Origin of the sequence: Amycolatopsis bartoniae, assembly GCF_014191255.1 — a bacterium.
Lineage (GTDB): Bacteria > Actinomycetota > Actinomycetes > Mycobacteriales > Pseudonocardiaceae > Amycolatopsis_E > Amycolatopsis_E bartoniae.
The window spans coordinates 568,824-587,150 of record NZ_JACHWH010000002.1 but is presented as its reverse complement, the minus strand read 5'-3'; the positions used below and the strand labels follow the sequence as shown (position 1 = coordinate 587,150).

Below are 18,327 nucleotides of genomic sequence, written 5' to 3'. Positions count from 1 at the left end.
GAGGCTTCGAGCATACGGCCGCTGCCGGAAGTTTTCGTTGTTCAGTCCCGTATGCTGCGGTTATGTGGCACGCCGCCCGTCGCGGGCTGAAAGCGCTCTCCCGCGACGGGGGCGTGGTCCCCAGTCCGAACATCTGGTACTACCCCGACGTGTACGAGGTCGAGAACCGCGCGCAGGACGCCGACGGCGAGATTTGGCGTGTCCTGGCGGAAGAATCGCCGTGGGCGGAACGCGATGTGCTCGATCTCGGTTGTGGCGCCGGGTTTCACCTGCCGGCGTTCGCCAGGACCGCGCGCTCGGTGGTGGGTGTCGAACCACATGAACCGTTGGTGCACAAGGCGCGACGCAGAGTTTCCGGATCCGGAAAAATCCGCGTGCTCGCCGGTTCCGCGCAACGCGTGCCGTTACCGGACGCGAGCGTCGACGTGGTGCACGCGCGGACCGCGTACTTCTTCGGCCCCGGTTGCGAGCCCGGTTTGCGGGAAACAGACCGGGTTCTGCGGCCGGGTGGCACGCTCGCGATCGTCGATCTGGACGCCACCGCTGAGCCGTACGGCCGGTGGATGCGTGCCGACCTGCCGCACTACGACCCGCAGGCCGTGGAGAACTTCTTCGCCCGCAACGGTTTTCGCTGCCGCCGGATGGCGACGCGCTGGCACTTCGCCGACCGTGCCGAGCTGGAGTCGGTGCTGAAGATCGAGTTCAGTCCCGAGGTGGCCGCACGGGCCATCGCGGATTCCTTACGGGACAACGGGAACGGCGAGGCCGGGTACACGGTGCCGGTGGGTTATCGGGTGCACGTCCGCGAAAAACCCACCGGCCTCGTGCTGCCCGGTCACTCGGCGTCGTCCTCGTCGATCTCGCCGAGGATGCCGTAGAGCGAGCGCCGCGCCTCGTTGAGGACGGTGACGGCGCGCTTCTTCTGCTCCGGCGTACCGGCCTGTGACACCTGGACCGCCGCCGCGGCCAGGGTGGCCCCGGCCTTGCGCAGGTCGATCTCGGCCGGGTCGACGTCGTGGGCGATCTGCTCCCACGGCGGGCTGCCTTCGAGCCGCTCGGCGGCGGCACGGCCCTCGTCGGTGAGCTCGAAGAGCTTCTTGCCGCTTTCGTCACGGCTGATCACCAGGCCTTCGTCGGCCAGCAGCTGCAGCGTCGGGTACACCGAGCCGGGGCTCGGGCGCCAGAAGCCGCCGCTGCGGTCGCCGATCTCGCTGATGATCTCGTAACCGTGCCGCGGCTGCTCCGCGAGCAGGGTCAGGATCGCGGCCCGGACGTCTCCGCGACGGCCTCGGCGGCCGCCCCGGTGGTGTCCGCGAGGGCCGGGTCCACGTCCGCGCATCGGTCCGCCGGGCCCCCAGCCAGGGGGGAACTCGCCGAAGCCGCCGCGGGGCCCGAAGGCGCCACGGCCTTCCGGACCAGGGGGAAAGGGGGGACGGAATCTCATGTCGGTCTCCTTCCGTTGTGTTCCGACATGTTCACGATATATCGGAAACAGTCGGAACGCAACCGTGCTGGTCGTGGCACACTGGAACGGTTATGACTGCCCTCCCCCTGGTCTTCGAAGCGCCCAAGCGTGGGCTGCCGCCGCGGCACCTCGCCGACCTCTCCGTCGCCGAACGCGCCGACGCCGTCGCCGAGCTCGGCGAGAAGCCGTTCCGCGCCAAGCAGCTGTCGAACCACTACTTCTCGCGGCTGACCGTGGACCCGGAGGCGATGACCGACATCCCGGCCGCCTCCCGCGAGCGCCTGGTCACCGAGCTGATGCCGCCGCTGCTCACCGAGGTCCGCGCGCTGTCGGCCGACGACGGGGCGACGCGCAAGACGTTGTGGCGCGCGCACGACGGCACGCTCCTGGAAAGTGTCCTGATGCGCTACCCCGATCGCGCCACCCTGTGCATCTCCAGCCAGGCCGGCTGCGGGATGGCGTGTCCCTTCTGCGCCACGGGGCAGGGCGGGCTCGACCGCAACCTGTCCACCGCGGAGATCGTCGACCAGGTGCGGTCCGCGGCCGCGGTGATGCGGGACGGCCTGATGCCCGGCGGCCCCGGGCGGCTGTCGAACATCGTGTTCATGGGCATGGGTGAGCCGCTGGCGAACTACAAGCGGGTGGTCGCCGCCGTGCGGCGGATCACCGACCCGGCGCCGGGCGGTCTGGGTATCTCGCAGCGGTCCGTGACGGTGTCGACGGTCGGGCTCGCGCCCGCGATCCGCAAGCTGGCGGACGAGAAGATGCAGGTCAGGCTGGCGGTGTCGCTGCACACGCCGGACGACGAACTGCGCGACACCCTCGTGCCGGTGAACAACCGCTGGTCGGTGGACGAGGTCCTGGAGGCGGCCCGATACTACGCCGACACCTCCGGGCGGCGGGTCTCGATCGAGTACGCGCTGATCCGGGACATCAATGACCAGCCCTGGCGGGCCGAGCTGCTCGCGAAGCGGCTGCGTAAGCACCTGGGCCAGCTGGTGCACGTCAACGTCATCCCGCTGAACCCCACACCGGGCAGCAAGTGGGACGCCTCGCCGAAGCCGGTGGAACGCGAGTTCGTGCGACGCGTCAACGCCGGGGGAGTGGCGTGCACGGTGCGGGACACGCGGGGCCAGGAGATCGCCGCGGCGTGTGGTCAGCTGGCCGCGGAGGGCTGATCCGGGCGTAGCCTCGGCTGGTGAAGCTGGGGCGTCTGCTGCTGGCGGTGTCGGCTTTGGGGCTCGTGGCCGGAGTGGTGGTGCGCCCTTGGCGGCGGAAGCCGGTGGCTCGGCCGGTGCTGCCGGAGGGACAGCCCGATCCGGCGGACCTCGCCCGCATGATCACCCGCGCCCGGTGGCTCGTGGCGGGGGCCGGAATGGCGCTGTTGGTCCTCGTCGCAGCGTTCGCGGGAGCCGGGGCGAACAACATCCTCACGCCGGTTTGTGCTGTTTCGTTGCCGCTGGCGCTGGTGTGCGTCCCGGCCTTGCTCGTGGAAGCCGTCGGGTGGACCAGGCGTCACCGCAGCGTGGTGCGTACGAGCTGGCAACCCGCTTCGGCGACCATCGACGCTCCAGCCGGGCAGTGGGGGTCCCGCACGCCCAGCCCCGCATGGGCTTCGGTCACGTATCCGGCCGGGCACCGTGTCACGCTGCGCGCGTCAACCCGCTTGAACAGCAAAAACCCCCGCCCCGTGTGGGTCGGGGGTGAAGGCCGGTACATGGTCCTGCTGGTTCCCGTCGAAGGGCGGAAACCCGTGCTCGTCGCCGCGAGGAAGCCGAAAACCTAGCCCTCCGGAGGCCCCGGCACCGCGTGCCTACCTGCGCCAGGACGTGCGCTGCTTCTTCAGGTCGATCAGCAGGGCGATGACGATCGCAGCCGCGATGCCCACGAGCCACACGTTCTCCGTGTTGTTCTCGTGGTTGTTGTAGATCATCACCAGCAGCACGATCGCGCTGAACCAGCCCGCGAAGCGCGAAGCCTTCGGGAAGCCGCCGTGCCAGCCCCACTCGGCCGACGGCTCGTCGCGCGGGTCCACCTTCTTGACCTCGGACTGCTGCCGCTTGACGACCGCCTTGGTAGCCACGATCCACTCCTCAACGCCTGCGTTCACCTGCGACAGTGATAATCCCACATGCGCCCGCCACGCGCGCCGGGCGGTTCGGGACAATGGACGTGATGAACACGACCCGCTCAGTCCTCGTGCTCGGCTCGACCGGCTCGATCGGCACCCAGGCACTCGACGTCGCCGCCCGCAACCGGGACCTCTTCCGCATCGCCGGCCTCGCCGCGGGCGGCTCCGACCCCGCGCTGCTCGCCGAGCAGGCGCTCGCCCACGAGGCCGACGCGGTGGCGATCACGAAGGCCACCGCCGCCGAAGACCTCCAGCTCGCGCTGTATGCCGAGGCCCAGAAGCGCGGCTACTCCCGCGGCGAGTTCAAGCTGCCGAGGATCTTCGCGGGCGCCGACGCCGTCGTCGAGCTGATCGGCGCCGTCGGCGTGGACATCGTGCTCAACGGCCTGCCCGGCTCCCGGGGCCTCGAACCGACGCTGCGCGCCCTCGAAACCGGCGCGACCCTCGCCCTCGCCAACAAGGAGTCCCTCATCGCGGGCGGCCCGCTGGTGCTCAAGGCCGCCAAGCCCGGGCAGCTGGTGCCGGTCGACTCCGAGCACTCCGCGATGGCGCAGGCCCTGCGCGGCGGGCGCGCCGAGGAGGTCGACCGGCTCGTGCTCACCGCCTCCGGTGGCCCGTTCCGCGGCCGCACCCGCGAGCAGATGGCGGACGTCACGGTGGCCGACGCGCTCGCGCACCCCACCTGGTCCATGGGGCGGCTCATCACGATCAACTCCGCCACCCTCGTCAACAAGGGGCTGGAGCTCATCGAGGCGAGCCTGCTGTTCGACGTGGCGTGTGACCGGATCGACGTGGTCGTGCACCCGCAGTCGATCGTGCACTCGATGGTGACCTTCACCGACGGCTCCACGCTCGCCCAGGCCAGCCCGCCCGACATGCGGCTGCCCATCGCGCTGGCGCTGAACTGGCCGAACCGGGTGGCCGACGCCGCCCGCCCGTGCCGCTGGGACGAGGCCACCGCCTGGACGTTCGAGCCGCTGGACGGCGCCGCCTTCCCGGCCGTCGAGCTCGCCCGGCACGCCGGCACCGTCGGCGGCTGCCTCCCGGCGGTGTTCAACGCGGCCAACGAGGTCATGGTGGACGCCTTCCTGACGCAGAACGCCCGCTTCACGTCCATCGTGGACACTGTGGAGAGGGTGGTGCGTGCGGCCGACGAGTGGCACCGGGAGCCGCGTGACCTGGAGGACGTATTCGCCGCGGAACGGTGGGCGCGCACGCGTGCCGCCGAGCTGAACTCGAGCGGGAGGAAGTAGGGGCGTGCTCGCCTACATCATCGGCGTCGTGCTGTTCGCGCTGGGCATCTGCGTGTCCGTCGCGTTGCACGAGGCGGGCCACATGGTCACCGCCAAGGCCTTCGGCATGAAGGTCCGGCGCTACTTCATCGGGTTCGGGCCCAAGGTCTTCTCCTTCCGCCGCGGCGAGACCGAGTACGGCCTCAAGTGGATCCCGCTCGGCGGTTTCTGCGACATCGCGGGCATGACGGCGCTGGACGAGGTGGCCCCGGAAGAGGCACCGCGCGCGATGTGGCGGTTCAAGACGTGGAAGCGCACGGTGGTGCTCGCCGCGGGCTCGGTGACGCACTTCATCCTCGGGTTCGTCGTGCTCTACCTCATGGCCGTCACGATGGGCCTGCCGAACGTGACGGGCACGCCGCAGATCTCCGCCGTGTCCGAGTGCGTGCGCAACGCCCAGACCGACGAGGAGTTCGCGCACCCGAACTGCCGGCCAGGTGACCCCGCGCCCGCCAAGCAGGGCGGCCTGCAGCCCGGCGACAAGGTCCTGTCCGTCAACGGCAAGAGCACACCCACCTACGTCGACGTGACGGCGGCGATCCAGCAGCTGTCCGGGCCGGTGACCTTCCAGGTCGAGCGGGACGGGCGGACGGTTCCGCTGACCATCGACGTCGCGCAGGTCCAGCGTCCCGTCCAGGACGAGAAGGGGAACGAGAAGATCGTCACGGTCGGCTCGCTCGGGGTGACCTTCGCCAACAACTTCTCCTACAACCCGGTGAGCGCTTTCGGCGGCGCCGGCGGGTTCACCGCCAACATGTTCGTCCAGACCTGGGACAGGCTGCTGGAGTTCCCCGAGCGGATCCCGGCGGTGGTCCACTCCATCTTCGGCGGCGAACGCGACCCGAACACGCCGGTCAGCGTCGTCGGCGCCAGCCGGATCGGCGGCGAGGCCGTCGAAAACGGGCTGTGGCAGCTGTTCTTCCTGCTGCTGGCGAGCCTGAACTTCTTCGTGGGCGTGTTCAACCTGCTGCCGCTGCTGCCGCTGGACGGTGGCCACATCGCGGTCACCTGGTACGAACGGGTGCGCGACGGCGTCCGAAAGATGCGCGGGAAGGCCGCAGGCGGCCCGGTCGACTACACAAAGTTGTCCGCGATCACGATGGTCCTGGTGTTCATCGGCGGAGCGGTAACACTGCTCACCGTGACGGCTGACATCGTCAACCCCATCCGTCTGCAGTAGGTAGGCTGGGCTCGTACGCATTCCTTCGCAGCCGTAGAGGATTCGATGAGCGTCGCGCTTGGCATGCCTGCCCTTCCGCCTCCCGTTCTTTCCGAGCGCCGGCCCACCCGGCAGTTGATGGTGGGTTCGGTGGGGGTGGGCAGCGAGTATCCGATTTCGGTGCAGTCGATGACCACCACGTTGACCGCTGACGTGAACGCGACGTTGCAGCAGATCGCGGAGCTGACCGCGGCCGGTTGTGACATCGTGCGGGTGGCGTGCCCGTCGGCGGACGACGCCGAGGCGTTGCCGGCGATCGCGGCGAAGTCGCAGATCCCGGTGATCGCCGACATCCACTTCCAGCCCAAGTACGTGTTCGCCGCGATCGAGGCCGGCTGTGCCGCGGTGCGGGTGAACCCGGGCAACATCAAGAAGTTCGACGACAAGGTCAAAGAGATCGCGCAGGCGGCGAAGGACCACGGCACCCCGATCCGGATCGGGGTCAACGCCGGGTCGCTGGATCCGCGGCTGTTGAAGAAGTACGGCAAGGCCACGCCGGAGGCGCTGGCGGAGTCGGCGTTGTGGGAGGCGTCGCTGTTCGCCGAGCACGACTTCCACGACATCAAGATCTCGGTCAAGCACAACGACCCCGTGGTGATGGTGCGGGCGTACGAGCTGCTGGCCGAGCAGTGCGACTACCCGCTGCACCTGGGAGTCACCGAGGCCGGTCCGGCGTTCCAGGGCACGATCAAGTCGGCGGTGGCGTTCGGGGCGCTGCTGCGCCAGGGCATCGGGGACACGATCCGGGTGTCGCTCTCGGCGCCGCCGGTCGAGGAGGTCAAGGTCGGCACCCAGATCCTGCAGTCGCTGAACCTGCGGCCGCGGAAGCTGGAGATCGTCTCCTGCCCGTCGTGTGGGCGCGCGCAGGTGGACGTGTACCGGCTGGCGGAGGAGGTCACCGCCGGGCTGGAGGGCATGGAGGTCCCGCTGCGGGTCGCGGTGATGGGCTGTGTCGTCAACGGCCCGGGGGAGGCCCGCGAAGCCGACCTCGGCGTGGCCAGCGGCAACGGCAAGGGCCAGATCTTCGTCAAGGGCGAAGTCATCAAGACCGTGCCCGAACACCAGATCGTCGAAACGCTCATCGAAGAGGCGATGCGGATCGCGGAGGAGAGCGGCGAGTCGGCGGGCGCCGGCGAACCGGTGGTCACCGTCGGCTGACGCGCAGGGACGTGGAAGACCGCGGTCAACGCCTGCTCAGGGGCGGTTTAGCGTGGTTCCCGTTGAGGCGTTTCCGGCGCCTCTGTCGCTATCCTTGGTAGGAGCCGAGCGCAGGAAACGGGGTGGGTCATGAGTGCCGCGATCGCGGGTTCCGCGCTGAGCTGGAGCTACCTGCTGGATACCTGGCGTGAGCTGGAGGTCCCCGAGGGATGGCGGCCGGAGCTGACCGTCGAGGGGATCCACATGACGCCGCCACCCGGGGGACCGCACAACCTGATCGCCGATCTGGTGCATGAGAGCCTGGCGGCTCGGCGGCCGGAGGGATGCGGGATCTTCCAGACGCAGGACGTCGGTGTCGAGCAGGTCGGCGGCATCTACGTGCCCGACCTCTGCGTCGCGCCGCGCGCGGTGATCCCCCGCAATTCCGCTCCCGTTCCGGCCGAGCACGTGCTGCTCGCGGTCGAGATCACGTCGAAGAGCACGGCGCGGCACGATCGCGCCAAGAAGAGGTGGGCCTACGGGCACGGCCCGATCCCGCTGTACCTGCTGATCGATCCCCTGGACGAGGACGGCCCATCGGTGTCCCTGTTCAGCGAGCCGGTCCAGGGGATCTACAGCAAGTCGCACCGGGTGCCGTTCGGGGAGCCGATCGAGATCGGCGCTCCCTTCGATCTCGTGCTCGACACGTCGCGCTTCTGACACCCCTCGGTTTCCCATAACCCGGGTTCATCTGGCAATCTGGACGGCGTGTTGCGGCTTGCCGGTGCACGGCTGCTCGGTGATCGGGACTACCCGGCGGTGCGTGCCGTCCTCGATGCCGACCCGGTGGCCAGCTGCATGGTCAGCGCCCGGGTCGAGATCGCCGGTCTCGACCCCTGGCGGCTGGGCGGCGAGCTGTGGGCCGCCGACTACCGGGGCACCCGCTCGGCTCGCCTGCCCGGCCTTTGCTTCTCCGGGCCGAACCTGATCCCCCTGCGCGGCAACGCCTCCGCCATGCGGTCGTTCGCCGACCGCGCCCTGCGCAAGCAGCGCGTCTGCTCCTCGCTCGTCGGCCCGTCCGAGCAGGTCATGGGCCTGTGGGAGGAGCTGGAACCGGAGTGGGGGCCGGCCCGCGAGGTCCGTCCCGACCAGCCGCTGATGGCCATGGACGGCCCGTCCGCCGTCGCCGCCGATCCGCTCGTGCGGCCCGTCCGGCCGGACGAGCTCGACCGGTACCTGCCCGCCGCCATCGCGATGTTCATCGAGGAGGTCGGCGTCGACCCGCGCACCGGGGACGGCGGCGCCAGCTACCGCGCCCGCGTGGCCGAACTGATCGCGGGTGGCCGCGCGTTCGCCCGGTTCGACGGGCACGAGGTGGTGTTCAAGGCCGAGATCGGCGCGTTGTCCCGCAGCGTCGGGCAGATCCAGGGCGTCTGGGTGCACCCGGACCGCCGCGGCCACGGGCTCGGCACGACGGGGACCGCCGCGGTCGTCAACCGCCTGGTCCAGGGCATGGGGCGCACGGCGAGCCTGTACGTGAACTCGTTCAACAGCCCCGCGCTGGCGGCGTACCGGCGGGTGGGGTTCCGACAGGTCGGGCGCTACGCCACCGTCCTGTTCTGAGTCGTAGGCTGGAGCCATGTTCTCGCGTGCTCCACTGAAGCCCGGCGTGCAGACCCCGCGCCGTCCCGTTCCCGCCAGCATTCCGCGCCCCGAGTACGTGGACAAGCCGGCGCCGAAGCGGGACACCGGCAACGGCGTGCGCACCCCGGAGCAGGTCGAGGCCATGCGGATCGCGTCCCGTATCGCCGCGCAGGCACTGGAGGAGGGCGGCAAGGCCGTCAAGCCCGGCAACACCACCGACGACGTCGACAAGGTGGTGCACGAGTTCCTGCTCGACCACAAGGCGTACCCGTCGACGCTGGGTTACCGGAACTACCCGAAGTCGTGCTGCACCTCGCTGAACGAGGTGATCTGCCACGGTATCCCCGACTCGACGGTGATCGAGGACGGCGACATCTGCAACATCGACGTCACCGCGTACATCGGCGGCGTGCATGGCGACACCAACGCGACCTTCCTCGCCGGGGACGTCGCCGAGGAGGTGCGGCTGCTCGTCGAGCGCACGCACGAGGCGACGATGCGCGCGATCAAGGCCGTGCGGCCCGGTCGCCAGCTCAACGTGATCGGGCGCGTGATCGAGTCCTACGCCAAGCGGTTCGGCTACGGCGTGGTCCGCGACTTCACCGGCCACGGCGTCGGACCGGGCTTCCACACCTTCCCGACCGTCCTGCACTACGAGGACCCGTCGGTCACCACGGAGATCGTGGAGAACATGACGTTCACGATCGAGCCGATGATCACCCTCGGCTCGATCGACTACGACATCTGGGACGACGACTGGACGGTCACGACGAAGGACAAGAGCTGGACCGCCCAGTTCGAGCACACCATCCTCGTCACGTCGTCGGGTGCGGAGATCCTGACTCTTCCCTGAGCAGCAGCTGGTCCAGGAAGCCGCCGGCCTCGGCCGCCGCGCGCGCGGGGTCGCGGTCGGCGATCGCGTCCACCAGCCCGCTGTGCCCGATCGGGACGCGTTCGGTGAGGCGGTCGTGCGACGTCGCGGCCACGCTCGCCGTGACCACCTCGGTCAGTCCCTGGTACAGCTCGGTCAGCAACCGGTTCCGTCCACATCGGACGACCATCGCGTGGAACTCCGCGTCCGCGCGCACGAAGTCCTCGAGCGAGCTCTCGTCCTGCGCGCGGTCGCGCGCGGCGAGCAGCTCGCGCAGCCGGGCGAGGTCCTCCTCGGTGCGCTCGGTCGCCGCCAGCCGGGCGCCCTCGACCTCCAGGCTGCGCCGCACCTGCAGCACCTCCCGCAGCTCCGAACCGCACAGCCGCCGGATGGCGCCGGACACCTCGCTGGTGGCACGCACGTAGGTGCCGTCGCCCTGGCGCACTTCCAGCAGCCCGCTGTGGGCGAGCGCTCGTACCGCTTCACGAACGGTGTTGCGGCCCACGCCGAGCGTCTCCGCGAGCGTGCTTTCCGGGGGGATGCGCTCGCCGATGGCCCACTCGCCCTGGCTGATCGCTTCGCGCAGCTGGCCGATGACCTGGTCGACGAGACCGGTGCGACGTGTTGTGGCTAACGGCACGAGAAATGTCCCTTCACCCAATCATCCGACGTCTGTCATAGTAGCGGGCGTGGTGCAAACACCGGTGAAACAAACGTCGCGAGTCCTCGTCGGGAGCGGCCTGCTGGGCGTCGCCGTCGTGCTCGCCGCGCTGAACCTGCGCCCCGCGGTCACGTCGGCGGGTTCGGTGCTCGACGAGATGCGCGAGTCACTCGGCGCGACCTCGACGTGGGCCGGTGCGCTGACCACCATGCCCGGACTGTGCTTCGCCCTCGCCGGTTCGACCGCGCCCTGGGTGGCCAAGCGGATCGGCATCGCCGGTGCCGTGGGCGCCGCGCTCACCCTGCTCACCGCCGGACTGGTGCTGCGGGTACTGGACGGACAGCTCGTCGTGCTCGGCGGCACCCTCGTCGCGACCGCGGGCATCGCACTGGCCAACGTGCTCATCCCCGTGGTGGTGAAGGAGTCCTTCGCCACCCGCATCGGGCTCGTCACCGGTCTCTACACCGGCGCCCTGCAGGCAGGCGGCGCGCTGGGCTCGGCCGCGACCCCACAGCTGGACAGCGCTTTCGGCGGCTGGCGGCCGGGGCTGGGCAGCTGGGCCGTGCTGTCCGGGCTCGCGCTGGTGGTGTGGTTGCTGGTCGCTCGCAGCCGGCCGGGCGAGTCTTCGGGAGCGGCTTCCCCGCGCAGCACCGGCCGGTCGCTGCTGCGCAGCCCGCTCGCCTGGATCGTGACCGCGTTCTTCGGGCTGCAGGCGTGCCTGGCCTACATCGTGATGGGCTGGCTGCCCGAGGTGTTCATCGACGCGGGTGTCAGCCGCGGCGACGCGGGCCTGCTGCTCGGCCTGATCTCGATCCTCGGGCTGCCGGTGAGCCTTCTCGTGCCGCCGCTGGCCGCCCGCGGGGGCAGCCAGAGCTGGTGGATCGTCGGGCTGGCGGCGTGCGGTTTCGCCGGGGTGCTCGGCGTGATGGTCGCGCCCGCGGCGGCGCCGGTGGTGTGGGCGGTCCTGATCGGGCTCGGTATGAGCGTGTTCTCGCTCGCGCTCACCACGATCACCCTGCGCGCCCGGACCGGCGGCGACACCGCGCGGCTGTCGGGCATGGCGCAGGGCTTCGGGTACCTGATGGCCGCCGTCGGCCCGTTCCTGTTCGGCGTGCTGCACGACCTGACCGGCGCCTGGACGGTGCCGTTCGCGCTGCTGCTGGTGACGGTGCTCGTGCAGATGGTGTTCGGGTTCCTAGCGGGCCGGCCGAGGTACGTCTAGGTTCAGCAGCGCGTTCTCGACCAGCTCCGGTATGGCGGGGTGGATCCAGTACTGGCCGCGGGCCATCGTGTGCGCGTCGACGCCGAAGCTCATGGCCTGCACCAGTGGCTGGATCACCGTCGCGGCTTCCGGACCGATGATGTGCGCGCCCAGCAGCTGTCCGGTGTCCGGGTCGGCCAGCAGCTTCGCGAAGCCACTGGTGTCCTCCATCGCCCAGCCGTACGCGATGCCCGCGTAGTCCTGTTTGGACGTCGTGTACTTCAGACCCCGTTGCCGCGCCTGCTGTTCGGTGAGGCCGACGGACGCGATCTGCGGGGAGCTGAACACCGCGTGCGGCACGAACCGGTGGTCGGACCGGACGCGCTCGTCCGGGTGCAGCAGGTTGTGCTGCACCACGCGGGCCTCGTGGTTGGCGACGTGTTTGAGCTCGTACCGCGAGGACAGGTCGCCGAGCGCGTAGATGCCCTCGACGGAAGTCTGCTGGTAGGAGTCCACCTTCACGTGCCCACTGTCCACAGTGTCCACACCGGTGGCCGCGACGTCGAGCAGGTCCGAGTTCGGGCGGCGGCCGATCGCGATGAGCAGCTGGTCGCCTTCGACGGTCTCGCCGTCGTCGAGGTCCAGCGCGATGCCGGTCTCGGTCTTGCGCGCCCGCAGCGCCTTCCGGTTCAGCCGGACGTCGAACCGTTGGCCCGCCAGTTCCGTGAACCGGGCGCTGACGTCCTCGTCCTCGTTGCGCAGCAGCGCGCCGGAGCGCGCGAGCACCGTGACCCGCACGCCGAGGGACGCGAACACGTGCGCGAACTCGGCGGCGACGAACCCGCTGCCCATGATGACCAGCCGCGCGGGCAGCTCGTCGAGCCGCATGATCGAGTCGGACGTGTGGAACTCGACCTGGTCGAGCCCCTCCAGGTCCGGGACGACGGGCCTGCCACCCGCCGCGAGCACGAACCGGTCGGCGGTGATCGTCTCCGTGCGGTCGGGCAGTGAGACGGTCAGCTCCTTGTGCCCGGTGAAGCGCCCCTCGCCCTCGTAAACGGTGAGGTTGGCGTTGTCCTGGTGGTTCAGGCGGTACTCGCGGCCGCCCGCGGCGATCGGGTCGATCCGGCCGAAGATGCGGTCGCGCACGTCGCGCCACCGCACGTGCACCAGCTCCTCGTCCACCCCGAACCTGGCGCTGACCGACGGCGTGGCGGCGACGTCGGCGGTGTGCACGAACATCTTGGTCGGGATGCACCCAACGTTGAGGCAGGTGCCGCCGAACACGCTCTTCTCGACGATCGCCGTCTTCCAGCCGGCGAAGCGCGGGTCCAGGATCGAGTTCCCGGAACCGGTTCCGACGATCACCAGGTCGTAGTGCGGCACTGTGCCTTCCTTCGCCATGAGCTGATTCTCCACGTAGGGAACCCGTTCGTGTCCGGTGTTTGTTCCCGCAGTCAAGACCACCCGGTTCAGCGACTCCCTTCGGGGTCGCTCTCGACTAGGGTGACGTCTGCACTCTTACGCGCTGGAGTCCCGCGAACGCCGAGTGCCACATCGTGAGCTTCAACCGGTAGAGGGGGAACACCCATGGCGAAACACGCCCGGCGCAACCGGAAGGTCCGCTTCCTGCTTGCGGCAGCGGCCGCGCTCGCCGCCTCCCTGCCGGTGGCGGCCATCGCGGCCACGGGAGGGGACGCGGCGCCGCAGGTCGAGCCGCGGATCGTGGGCGGTGGCGAGGCGTCGATCCAGGACTACCCGTACGCCGTGTACCTCACCGACTCCAGCGGCAACCAGTTCTGCGGCGGGGTGCTGGTCAGCTCCACCGCCGTCGCCACCGCCGCGCACTGCGCGGCCGCCGTGGCCCAGTCCGACATGCGCGTGGTCGCGGGGCGGCAGCAGAAGTCGGGTACCGACGGCGTGGTCGTGAACGTCAAGAAGATCTGGACGGAGCCCGGCTTCTCCGACCCGGGCAAGGGCAGCGACGTCGCGGTGCTGACCCTCGACCGCCAGGTGTCGTACCGGCCGGTCTCGCTGCCGGGCAAGTCCGACGGCTCGCTGTACGCCGAGGGCACCAACGCCACCGTGCTCGGCTGGGGCCGCACCGCCGACGGCGGCGCGCGCGCCACCTCGCTGCGCAGTGCCGTCGTGCCCGTGGTCAGCGACTCCAGCTGCACGTCCAGCTACAGCAACTACAACGCCACCAGCATGGTGTGCGCGGGTTACCCGGACGGCGGCGTCGACGCGTGCCAGGGCGACTCCGGCGGTCCGCTGGTGGTGGGCGACACGCTGATCGGCATCGTGTCCTGGGGCGACGGCTGCGCGAAGCCCGGTAAGCCCGGCGTGTACACGCGGGTGTCGACGTACGCCGACGAGATCAGGGCGCAGTCCCAGTCACGATCGCTGCTCTGGTAGCAAAGACCGGTGAACGTCGCCGGAACCGAGCTGACTCCGAGCCAGCTGTACCAGATCCTCACCCTGCGCGCGGACGTGTTCGTCGTGGAGCAGGACTGCCCCTACCTCGATCCGGACGGCCGCGACCTGCTGCCCGACACGCGGCACCTGTGGGTTCCCGGTGAGCAGGGCATCTCGTCCTACCTGCGGGTGCTGACCGAGCCCGGCCACTTCCGCATCGGCCGGGTCGTCACTGCCCGCCACGCCCGTGGGCAGGGGCTTGCCGCCCGCCTGATGACCGAGGCCCTCGAGGTCGTCGGCGACATCGACAGTGTCCTGGACGCGCAGACCTACGCGAAAGGCTTCTACGCCAAGTTCGGCTACGTGCCCGAGGGCGAGGAGTTCGAAGAGGACGGCATCCCGCACATCACGATGTGGCGGCGCGTGGTGGCGCGCACGCACTGACCACCTTCACGGCGCTGTCCACGTCGGACTCGCTGAGGTCGGCGCGCGCGGTCAGGCGCAGCCGGGAGATGCCGTCGGGCACCGACGGCGGCCGGAAGCAGCCGACCCGCACGCCCTGCTCGGCGCACCGCGCGGCCCAGTTGACGGCGTCCTCGGCGGACGGGGCGTGCACGGAGATCACGGCCGCGTCGGGCCTGCTGACGCGGAACCCGGCGTCCGTCAGCTGCTCGGCGAGCCGGGCCGCGTTGGCCAGCACCTTGCCCGGCAGTTCCGGTTCGGACTTCAGCACGCCGAGGGCGGCGAGCGCGGCCGCGGCACTCGCGGGCGCGAGCCCGGTGTCGAAGATGAAGCTGCGGGCCGTCTCGACCAGGTGCCGGATGACTCGCCGCGGCCCCAGTACGGCGCCACCCTGGGCGCCCAGGGACTTCGACAGCGTCACCGTCGCGACCACGTCCGGGCTGCCCGCGAGCCCGGCGGCGTGGACCGCCCCGCGGCCGCCGTCGCCGAGCACGCCCAGCCCGTGGGCGTCGTCGACGAGCAGCGCGGCACCGTGGGCGCGGCACACGTCGGCCAGCTCGGGCAGCGGCGCGAGGTCGCCGTCCACGGAGAACACCGAGTCCGTGACCACCAGCGCCCGCTGCGTGCGCCGCGTCGAGAGGGCGTGCTTGACGGCCGCGACGTCGCTGTGGGCCACGGCGGCGATGCCCGCGCGCGACAGGCGGCAACCTTCGATGAGCGACGCGTGGATGTACTTGTCGGTCACGATGGCGGAGTCGGCCCCGGACAGCGTGGTGACCGCACCGAGGTTCGCGGTGAAGCCCGAGGAGAACACCAGAGCGGCCTGGAACCCGCAGAAGCGGGCCAGCTCGTGCTCCAGCTCCGCGTGCAGCTCGGTGGAACCGGTGACCAGCCGCGAACCCGTCGACCCGGCGCCCCAGCGCAGCGCGGCCGCGGCGGACGCACCGGCGACCCGCTTGTCCCTGGCCAGCCCGAGGTAGTCGTTACCCGCGAGGTCCAGTTCGGCACCAGCAGCGGGCCGGGGGCGGAGCCTGCGCGTCAGACCGGCACCGGCGCGGCGGTTCGCCTCCGCGTCGAGCCAGTCGAAAACCTGCTCGGGCGGCACCGCCGCGGAGTTCTGCGCTGCATCCACCCCCGCAGTCTCTCAGGCCCGGCCCCGGAAACGACGGAGGCCACCGCCCTGACGGACGGTGGCCTCCTGAGCTGCGGGAATCAGTCGCGGGTGCGTCGCGAAGGACCGCGACCGTCACGCCGCGGCGGACGCGGGCCCTCGCGGAACCCGCCCTGACGACCGCCGAAGCCACGGCCACGGCCACCCTGACGCTCGCCACGCGGGGCGCCACGACGGGGCTGCGGCTCGCGGCGACGCTCCACCACGGGCTCACCACTCGGCTCACGGGCACCCGTGATCCGGGCCAGGTCGGGGTCGCCCGGACGGACGTTCGCCGACTCGGCGCGCACGCCGGCCTTCTCCGTCATCCGGCGCACGGTGCGGCGCTGGTCGTGCGTGACCAGCGTGACCACGGTGCCGGACGCGCCCGCCCGCGCGGTGCGGCCCGCCCGGTGCAGGTAGTCCTTGTGGTCGGCTGCGGGGTCGACGTGCAGCACCAGGCTGACGTCGTCCACGTGGATGCCGCGCGCGGCGACGTCGGTGGCGACCAGCACCGGGGTGTGGCCTTCCTTGAAGTCCGACAGCACGCGGTTGCGCTGGCCCTGCGTCTTGCCGCCGTGCAGCGCGCCCGCGGCGACGCCCTTGGCGCGCAGTCGCTCGGCGAGCCGGTCGACGTGGTGCTTGGTGCGCACGAACATGATCGTGCGGCCCTCGCGGGCACCGATCTCGGTGACGATGGCCTGCTTGTCCTGGTGGGTCACCTGGAGCACGTAGTGGTCCATGGTGTCCACGCTCGCCGTGGCCGGCGCGACCGAGTGCTCGATCGGGTCGGTCAGGTACCGGTCGACCAGCTTCTTGACGTCACCGTCGAGGGTGGCCGAGAACAGCAGGCGCTGACCACCGGGCGGGGTCAGGTCGAGGATCTCCCGCACCTGCGGCAGGAAGCCCATGTCGGCCATCTGGTCGGCTTCGTCGAGTGCGACGAAGTTCACGTCGGAGAGCACGCAGGTGCCCTGCCGGACGTGGTCGGACAGCCGGCCGGGAGTGGCGATCAGCAGGTCGACACCCCGGTTGAGGGCGTCGGCCTGACGGGCGAAGGCCATGCCGCCGACGACCGTGCGGCACCACAGGCCCATGGCCCTGGCCAGCGGCGTGAGCGCGTCGGCGACCTGCATCGCCAGCTCGCGGGTGGGGACGAGCACGAGGGCGCGCGGCCGCTTGGGGCGGGCTTTGCCACCGCCGAGCCTGCCCAGCAGGGCCAGCCCGAAGGCCAGCGTCTTGCCGGAACCGGTCTGCGCGCGACCCAGCACGTCGCGCCCGGCGAGCGCGTCGGGCAGGGTGGCCGACTGGATGGGGAAGGGGGAGTTCATCCCCTGCTCCCGCAGCGCCTGGAGCAGGGACTGCGGAAGGTCGAAATCTTCGAACGAGGTCATCGAAGGGGACTCGATGGTGATGCTCACTAACTGCCTCTCGGACGTGGCACGTCGCAAGGAGGCCCAACTGCCCGCTTTCGGCAGGGCGCAGTGTTGTCCTGGGCGTTCACAGGGACGGACCCGGCGCATTCCGTGCGCCGTTGGTGGGTGGATAACCGCGAGCCGCATATGCTGGCTTGGCCGCGAAGAACAACACTTGTCCACGCCGCCGGTTGCGGTCTGTGATCAGTCTACCTGAAGAGTCGCGCTCACCGGAGCCCGGCCTCCTCGTGCAGGTGACGCGTGACAGCGGGCACGTCGATGTCCAGCCCCCGCGCGGTGAACCAGCGGGCCAGGTTGGCCACGTCGCGGGCGAGGTACTCGGGCCCGGCGGGGTTGGCGAACACGTCGACCATCTGCGGCAGGTCGATGAGCACGAGCCTGCCTTCGTGCACCAGGACGTTGTAGGGCGACAGGTCGCCGTGCGCGAGCCCTTCGGCGGCGAGCTGTTCGAGCGCCTTGCGGGCCTGGAACCACAGGAAGGCCAGCTCGTCGGGGCCGGGGCGCAGCTGTTCCAGCCGTGGCGCGGCGTTGCCGTCCTCGTCGCAGAGGAACTCCAGGAGCAGCTCGGTCCCGTTCCGCTGCACCGGGTACGGCACGGGCAGTCCCACTGTCCACAAGCGACAGAGGTAGCCGAACTCCGCGACCGCCCACTGCTCGGCGATCAGGTTGCGGCCGAACGACGTGCGGTTCGCCATCGCGCGGGTCTCGCGGGAGCGGCGCATCCGCCGCCCTTCGAGGTAACCCGCGTCACGGTGGAACTGCCGGTGCTCGTTCGAGCGGTAGCGCTTCGCGGCGAGCAGGCATTCGCGGGAGCCGTCGGGCAGGCCGCGGCGCAGCAGGTGGACGTCGGCCTCCTTGCCGCTCTTGAGGACGCCGAGCTCGGTGTCGACCGCGGCGAGGTCGGTCACCACCCAGTCCGGGTAGGGCTGCGGGCCGCGTTCGCCGGTGTCCCACGTCGAGTGGCGGTCGCCGGTGTCGAGCCCGTCGTAGACGTCCTCGCGGAGCGCGGCGAGGCGGGCGCGTTCGTTCTGGGTAAGGCGGCCGCGACGGGTGTAAGGGGTGTCGTCGTCGAACCGGGAGCGGTTGGACATCGGAAGGTGTCTCCTCGGAAGGCGCCCCTCAGCCGAGGGGCGGACGGAAAAGGGCACGGCGAAGCGTTCGGACAGTCATCGGCGGGCCTCCTTCCTTCCGGGGAGCACCGATCTTGCGTGAACGACGGATGCGGCGGCAACCGATTTACCGG

At 70.6% G+C, this 18,327-nt stretch carries 19 protein-coding genes; 12 read left to right on the top strand and 7 right to left on the bottom strand.

Features of this window, described 5'->3' with window-relative positions; genetic code table 11:
* Positions 1 to 62 precede the first annotated feature (62 nt).
* A complete protein-coding gene (locus tag FHX82_RS14680; RefSeq protein WP_145937509.1) occupies positions 63 to 878 on the top strand; it encodes a class I SAM-dependent methyltransferase in 816 nt (271 codons plus the stop codon).
* Here the strand turns inward: FHX82_RS14680 and FHX82_RS14675 are convergent.
* A complete protein-coding gene (locus tag FHX82_RS14675) occupies positions 836 to 1,444 on the bottom strand; it encodes a PadR family transcriptional regulator (RefSeq protein WP_145937508.1) in 609 nt (202 codons plus the stop codon). The two genes, FHX82_RS14680 and FHX82_RS14675, sit on opposite strands and share 43 nt — an antisense overlap.
* 92 nt (positions 1,445 to 1,536) lie before the next feature.
* On the opposite strand from FHX82_RS14675, the gene rlmN reads away from it, so the two are divergent.
* Both rlmN and FHX82_RS14665 read left to right on the top strand, forming a co-directional pair.
* Positions 1,537 to 2,643, top strand: coding sequence for a dual-specificity RNA methyltransferase RlmN (gene rlmN, locus FHX82_RS14670; RefSeq protein ID WP_145937507.1), 1,107 nt, complete (start codon positions 1,537 to 1,539; stop codon positions 2,641 to 2,643).
* 20 nt (positions 2,644 to 2,663) lie between these two features.
* Positions 2,664 to 3,251, top strand: coding sequence for a hypothetical protein (locus FHX82_RS14665; protein WP_145937506.1), 588 nt, complete (start codon positions 2,664 to 2,666; stop codon positions 3,249 to 3,251).
* 27 nt (positions 3,252 to 3,278) lie between these two features.
* Here the strand turns inward: FHX82_RS14665 and FHX82_RS14660 are convergent, their stop codons facing one another.
* Positions 3,279 to 3,548: a DUF2631 domain-containing protein gene (locus FHX82_RS14660; protein ID WP_145937505.1), complete on the bottom strand. Its 270-nt coding sequence runs from the start codon at positions 3,546 to 3,548 to the stop codon at positions 3,279 to 3,281.
* A gap of 92 nt (positions 3,549 to 3,640) precedes the next feature.
* Between FHX82_RS14660 and dxr the strand changes: the two genes are divergently transcribed.
* The 6 genes from dxr to map all read left to right on the top strand — a co-directional run bounded on the left by dxr (position 3,641) and on the right by map (position 9,741).
* Positions 3,641 to 4,849: a 1-deoxy-D-xylulose-5-phosphate reductoisomerase gene (gene dxr / locus FHX82_RS14655; protein WP_145937504.1), complete on the top strand. Its 1,209-nt coding sequence runs from the start codon at positions 3,641 to 3,643 to the stop codon at positions 4,847 to 4,849.
* Positions 4,850 to 4,853: 4 nt separating this feature from the next.
* Positions 4,854 to 6,068 (top strand): M50 family metallopeptidase, encoded by a 1,215-nt coding sequence (locus FHX82_RS14650; RefSeq protein ID WP_145937503.1) that lies wholly within the window; start codon positions 4,854 to 4,856, stop codon positions 6,066 to 6,068.
* Positions 6,069 to 6,113: 45 nt separating this feature from the next.
* Positions 6,114 to 7,265, top strand: a complete 1,152-nt coding sequence (ispG, locus tag FHX82_RS14645) for a flavodoxin-dependent (E)-4-hydroxy-3-methylbut-2-enyl-diphosphate synthase (protein WP_145937502.1) — start codon at positions 6,114 to 6,116, stop codon at positions 7,263 to 7,265.
* Between the two features lie 129 nt (positions 7,266 to 7,394).
* Positions 7,395 to 7,964: a Uma2 family endonuclease gene (locus FHX82_RS14640; protein ID WP_145937501.1), complete on the top strand. Its 570-nt coding sequence runs from the start codon at positions 7,395 to 7,397 to the stop codon at positions 7,962 to 7,964.
* Positions 7,965 to 8,012: 48 nt separating this feature from the next.
* Positions 8,013 to 8,867 (top strand): GNAT family N-acetyltransferase, encoded by an 855-nt coding sequence (locus tag FHX82_RS14635; protein WP_145937500.1) that lies wholly within the window; start codon positions 8,013 to 8,015, stop codon positions 8,865 to 8,867.
* A gap of 16 nt (positions 8,868 to 8,883) precedes the next feature.
* A complete protein-coding gene (gene map / locus FHX82_RS14630) occupies positions 8,884 to 9,741 on the top strand; it encodes a type I methionyl aminopeptidase (protein ID WP_145937499.1) in 858 nt (285 codons plus the stop codon).
* On the opposite strand, the gene FHX82_RS14625 is transcribed toward map, so the two are convergent.
* On the bottom strand, positions 9,704 to 10,399 hold the full coding sequence (locus FHX82_RS14625; protein WP_145937498.1) for a FadR/GntR family transcriptional regulator: 696 nt from the start codon (positions 10,397 to 10,399) through the stop codon (positions 9,704 to 9,706). The two genes, map and FHX82_RS14625, sit on opposite strands and share 38 nt — an antisense overlap.
* Before the next feature lie 64 nt (positions 10,400 to 10,463).
* Here FHX82_RS14625 and FHX82_RS14620 point away from each other — a divergent pair, with 64 nt between their 5' ends.
* Complete coding sequence (locus FHX82_RS14620) at positions 10,464 to 11,642, top strand: CynX/NimT family MFS transporter (protein ID WP_229880907.1); 1,179 nt, start codon at positions 10,464 to 10,466, stop codon at positions 11,640 to 11,642.
* On the opposite strand, the gene FHX82_RS14615 is transcribed toward FHX82_RS14620, so the two are convergent.
* Positions 11,616 to 13,007, bottom strand: a complete 1,392-nt coding sequence (locus FHX82_RS14615) for a mycothione reductase (RefSeq protein ID WP_145937523.1) — start codon at positions 13,005 to 13,007, stop codon at positions 11,616 to 11,618. The two genes, FHX82_RS14620 and FHX82_RS14615, sit on opposite strands and share 27 nt — an antisense overlap.
* A 204-nt stretch (positions 13,008 to 13,211) precedes the next feature.
* Here FHX82_RS14615 and FHX82_RS14610 point away from each other — a divergent pair, with 204 nt between their 5' ends.
* On the top strand, positions 13,212 to 14,036 hold the full coding sequence (locus FHX82_RS14610; RefSeq protein ID WP_145937496.1) for a S1 family peptidase: 825 nt from the start codon (positions 13,212 to 13,214) through the stop codon (positions 14,034 to 14,036).
* Positions 14,037 to 14,045: 9 nt separating this feature from the next.
* A complete protein-coding gene (locus tag FHX82_RS14605; protein ID WP_145937495.1) occupies positions 14,046 to 14,480 on the top strand; it encodes a GNAT family N-acetyltransferase in 435 nt (144 codons plus the stop codon).
* On the opposite strand, the gene FHX82_RS14600 is transcribed toward FHX82_RS14605, so the two are convergent.
* The 3 genes from FHX82_RS14600 to FHX82_RS14590 all read right to left on the bottom strand — a co-directional run bounded on the left by FHX82_RS14600 (position 14,443) and on the right by FHX82_RS14590 (position 18,175).
* The gene (locus FHX82_RS14600; protein WP_145937494.1) at positions 14,443 to 15,630 is read right to left on the bottom strand and encodes an 8-amino-7-oxononanoate synthase; all 1,188 of its coding nucleotides are present in this window, start codon (positions 15,628 to 15,630) and stop codon (positions 14,443 to 14,445) included. The two genes, FHX82_RS14605 and FHX82_RS14600, sit on opposite strands and share 38 nt — an antisense overlap.
* Before the next feature lie 80 nt (positions 15,631 to 15,710).
* The gene (locus FHX82_RS14595; protein WP_145937493.1) at positions 15,711 to 17,042 is read right to left on the bottom strand and encodes a DEAD/DEAH box helicase; all 1,332 of its coding nucleotides are present in this window, start codon (positions 17,040 to 17,042) and stop codon (positions 15,711 to 15,713) included.
* A 248-nt stretch (positions 17,043 to 17,290) separates the two neighbouring features.
* Positions 17,291 to 18,175, bottom strand: a complete 885-nt coding sequence (locus FHX82_RS14590; RefSeq protein WP_145937492.1) for a serine protein kinase RIO — start codon at positions 18,173 to 18,175, stop codon at positions 17,291 to 17,293.
* Positions 18,176 to 18,327 lie beyond the last annotated feature (152 nt).

Coding starts and splice junctions, on each gene's coding strand:
- FHX82_RS14680 (WP_145937509.1), top strand. CDS start 63: ATGTGGCACGCCGCCCGTCGCGGGCTGAAAGCGCTCTCCCGCGACGGG.
- FHX82_RS14675 (WP_145937508.1), bottom strand. CDS start 1,444: ATGAGATTCCGTCCCCCCTTTCCCCCTGGTCCGGAAGGCCGTGGCGCC.
- rlmN (WP_145937507.1), top strand. CDS start 1,537: ATGACTGCCCTCCCCCTGGTCTTCGAAGCGCCCAAGCGTGGGCTGCCG.
- dxr (WP_145937504.1), top strand. CDS start 3,641: ATGAACACGACCCGCTCAGTCCTCGTGCTCGGCTCGACCGGCTCGATC.
- ispG (WP_145937502.1), top strand. CDS start 6,114: ATGAGCGTCGCGCTTGGCATGCCTGCCCTTCCGCCTCCCGTTCTTTCC.
- FHX82_RS14640 (WP_145937501.1), top strand. CDS start 7,395: ATGAGTGCCGCGATCGCGGGTTCCGCGCTGAGCTGGAGCTACCTGCTG.
- map (WP_145937499.1), top strand. CDS start 8,884: ATGTTCTCGCGTGCTCCACTGAAGCCCGGCGTGCAGACCCCGCGCCGT.
- FHX82_RS14610 (WP_145937496.1), top strand. CDS start 13,212: ATGGCGAAACACGCCCGGCGCAACCGGAAGGTCCGCTTCCTGCTTGCG.
- FHX82_RS14595 (WP_145937493.1), bottom strand. CDS start 17,042: ATGACCTCGTTCGAAGATTTCGACCTTCCGCAGTCCCTGCTCCAGGCG.
- FHX82_RS14590 (WP_145937492.1), bottom strand. CDS start 18,175: ATGTCCAACCGCTCCCGGTTCGACGACGACACCCCTTACACCCGTCGC.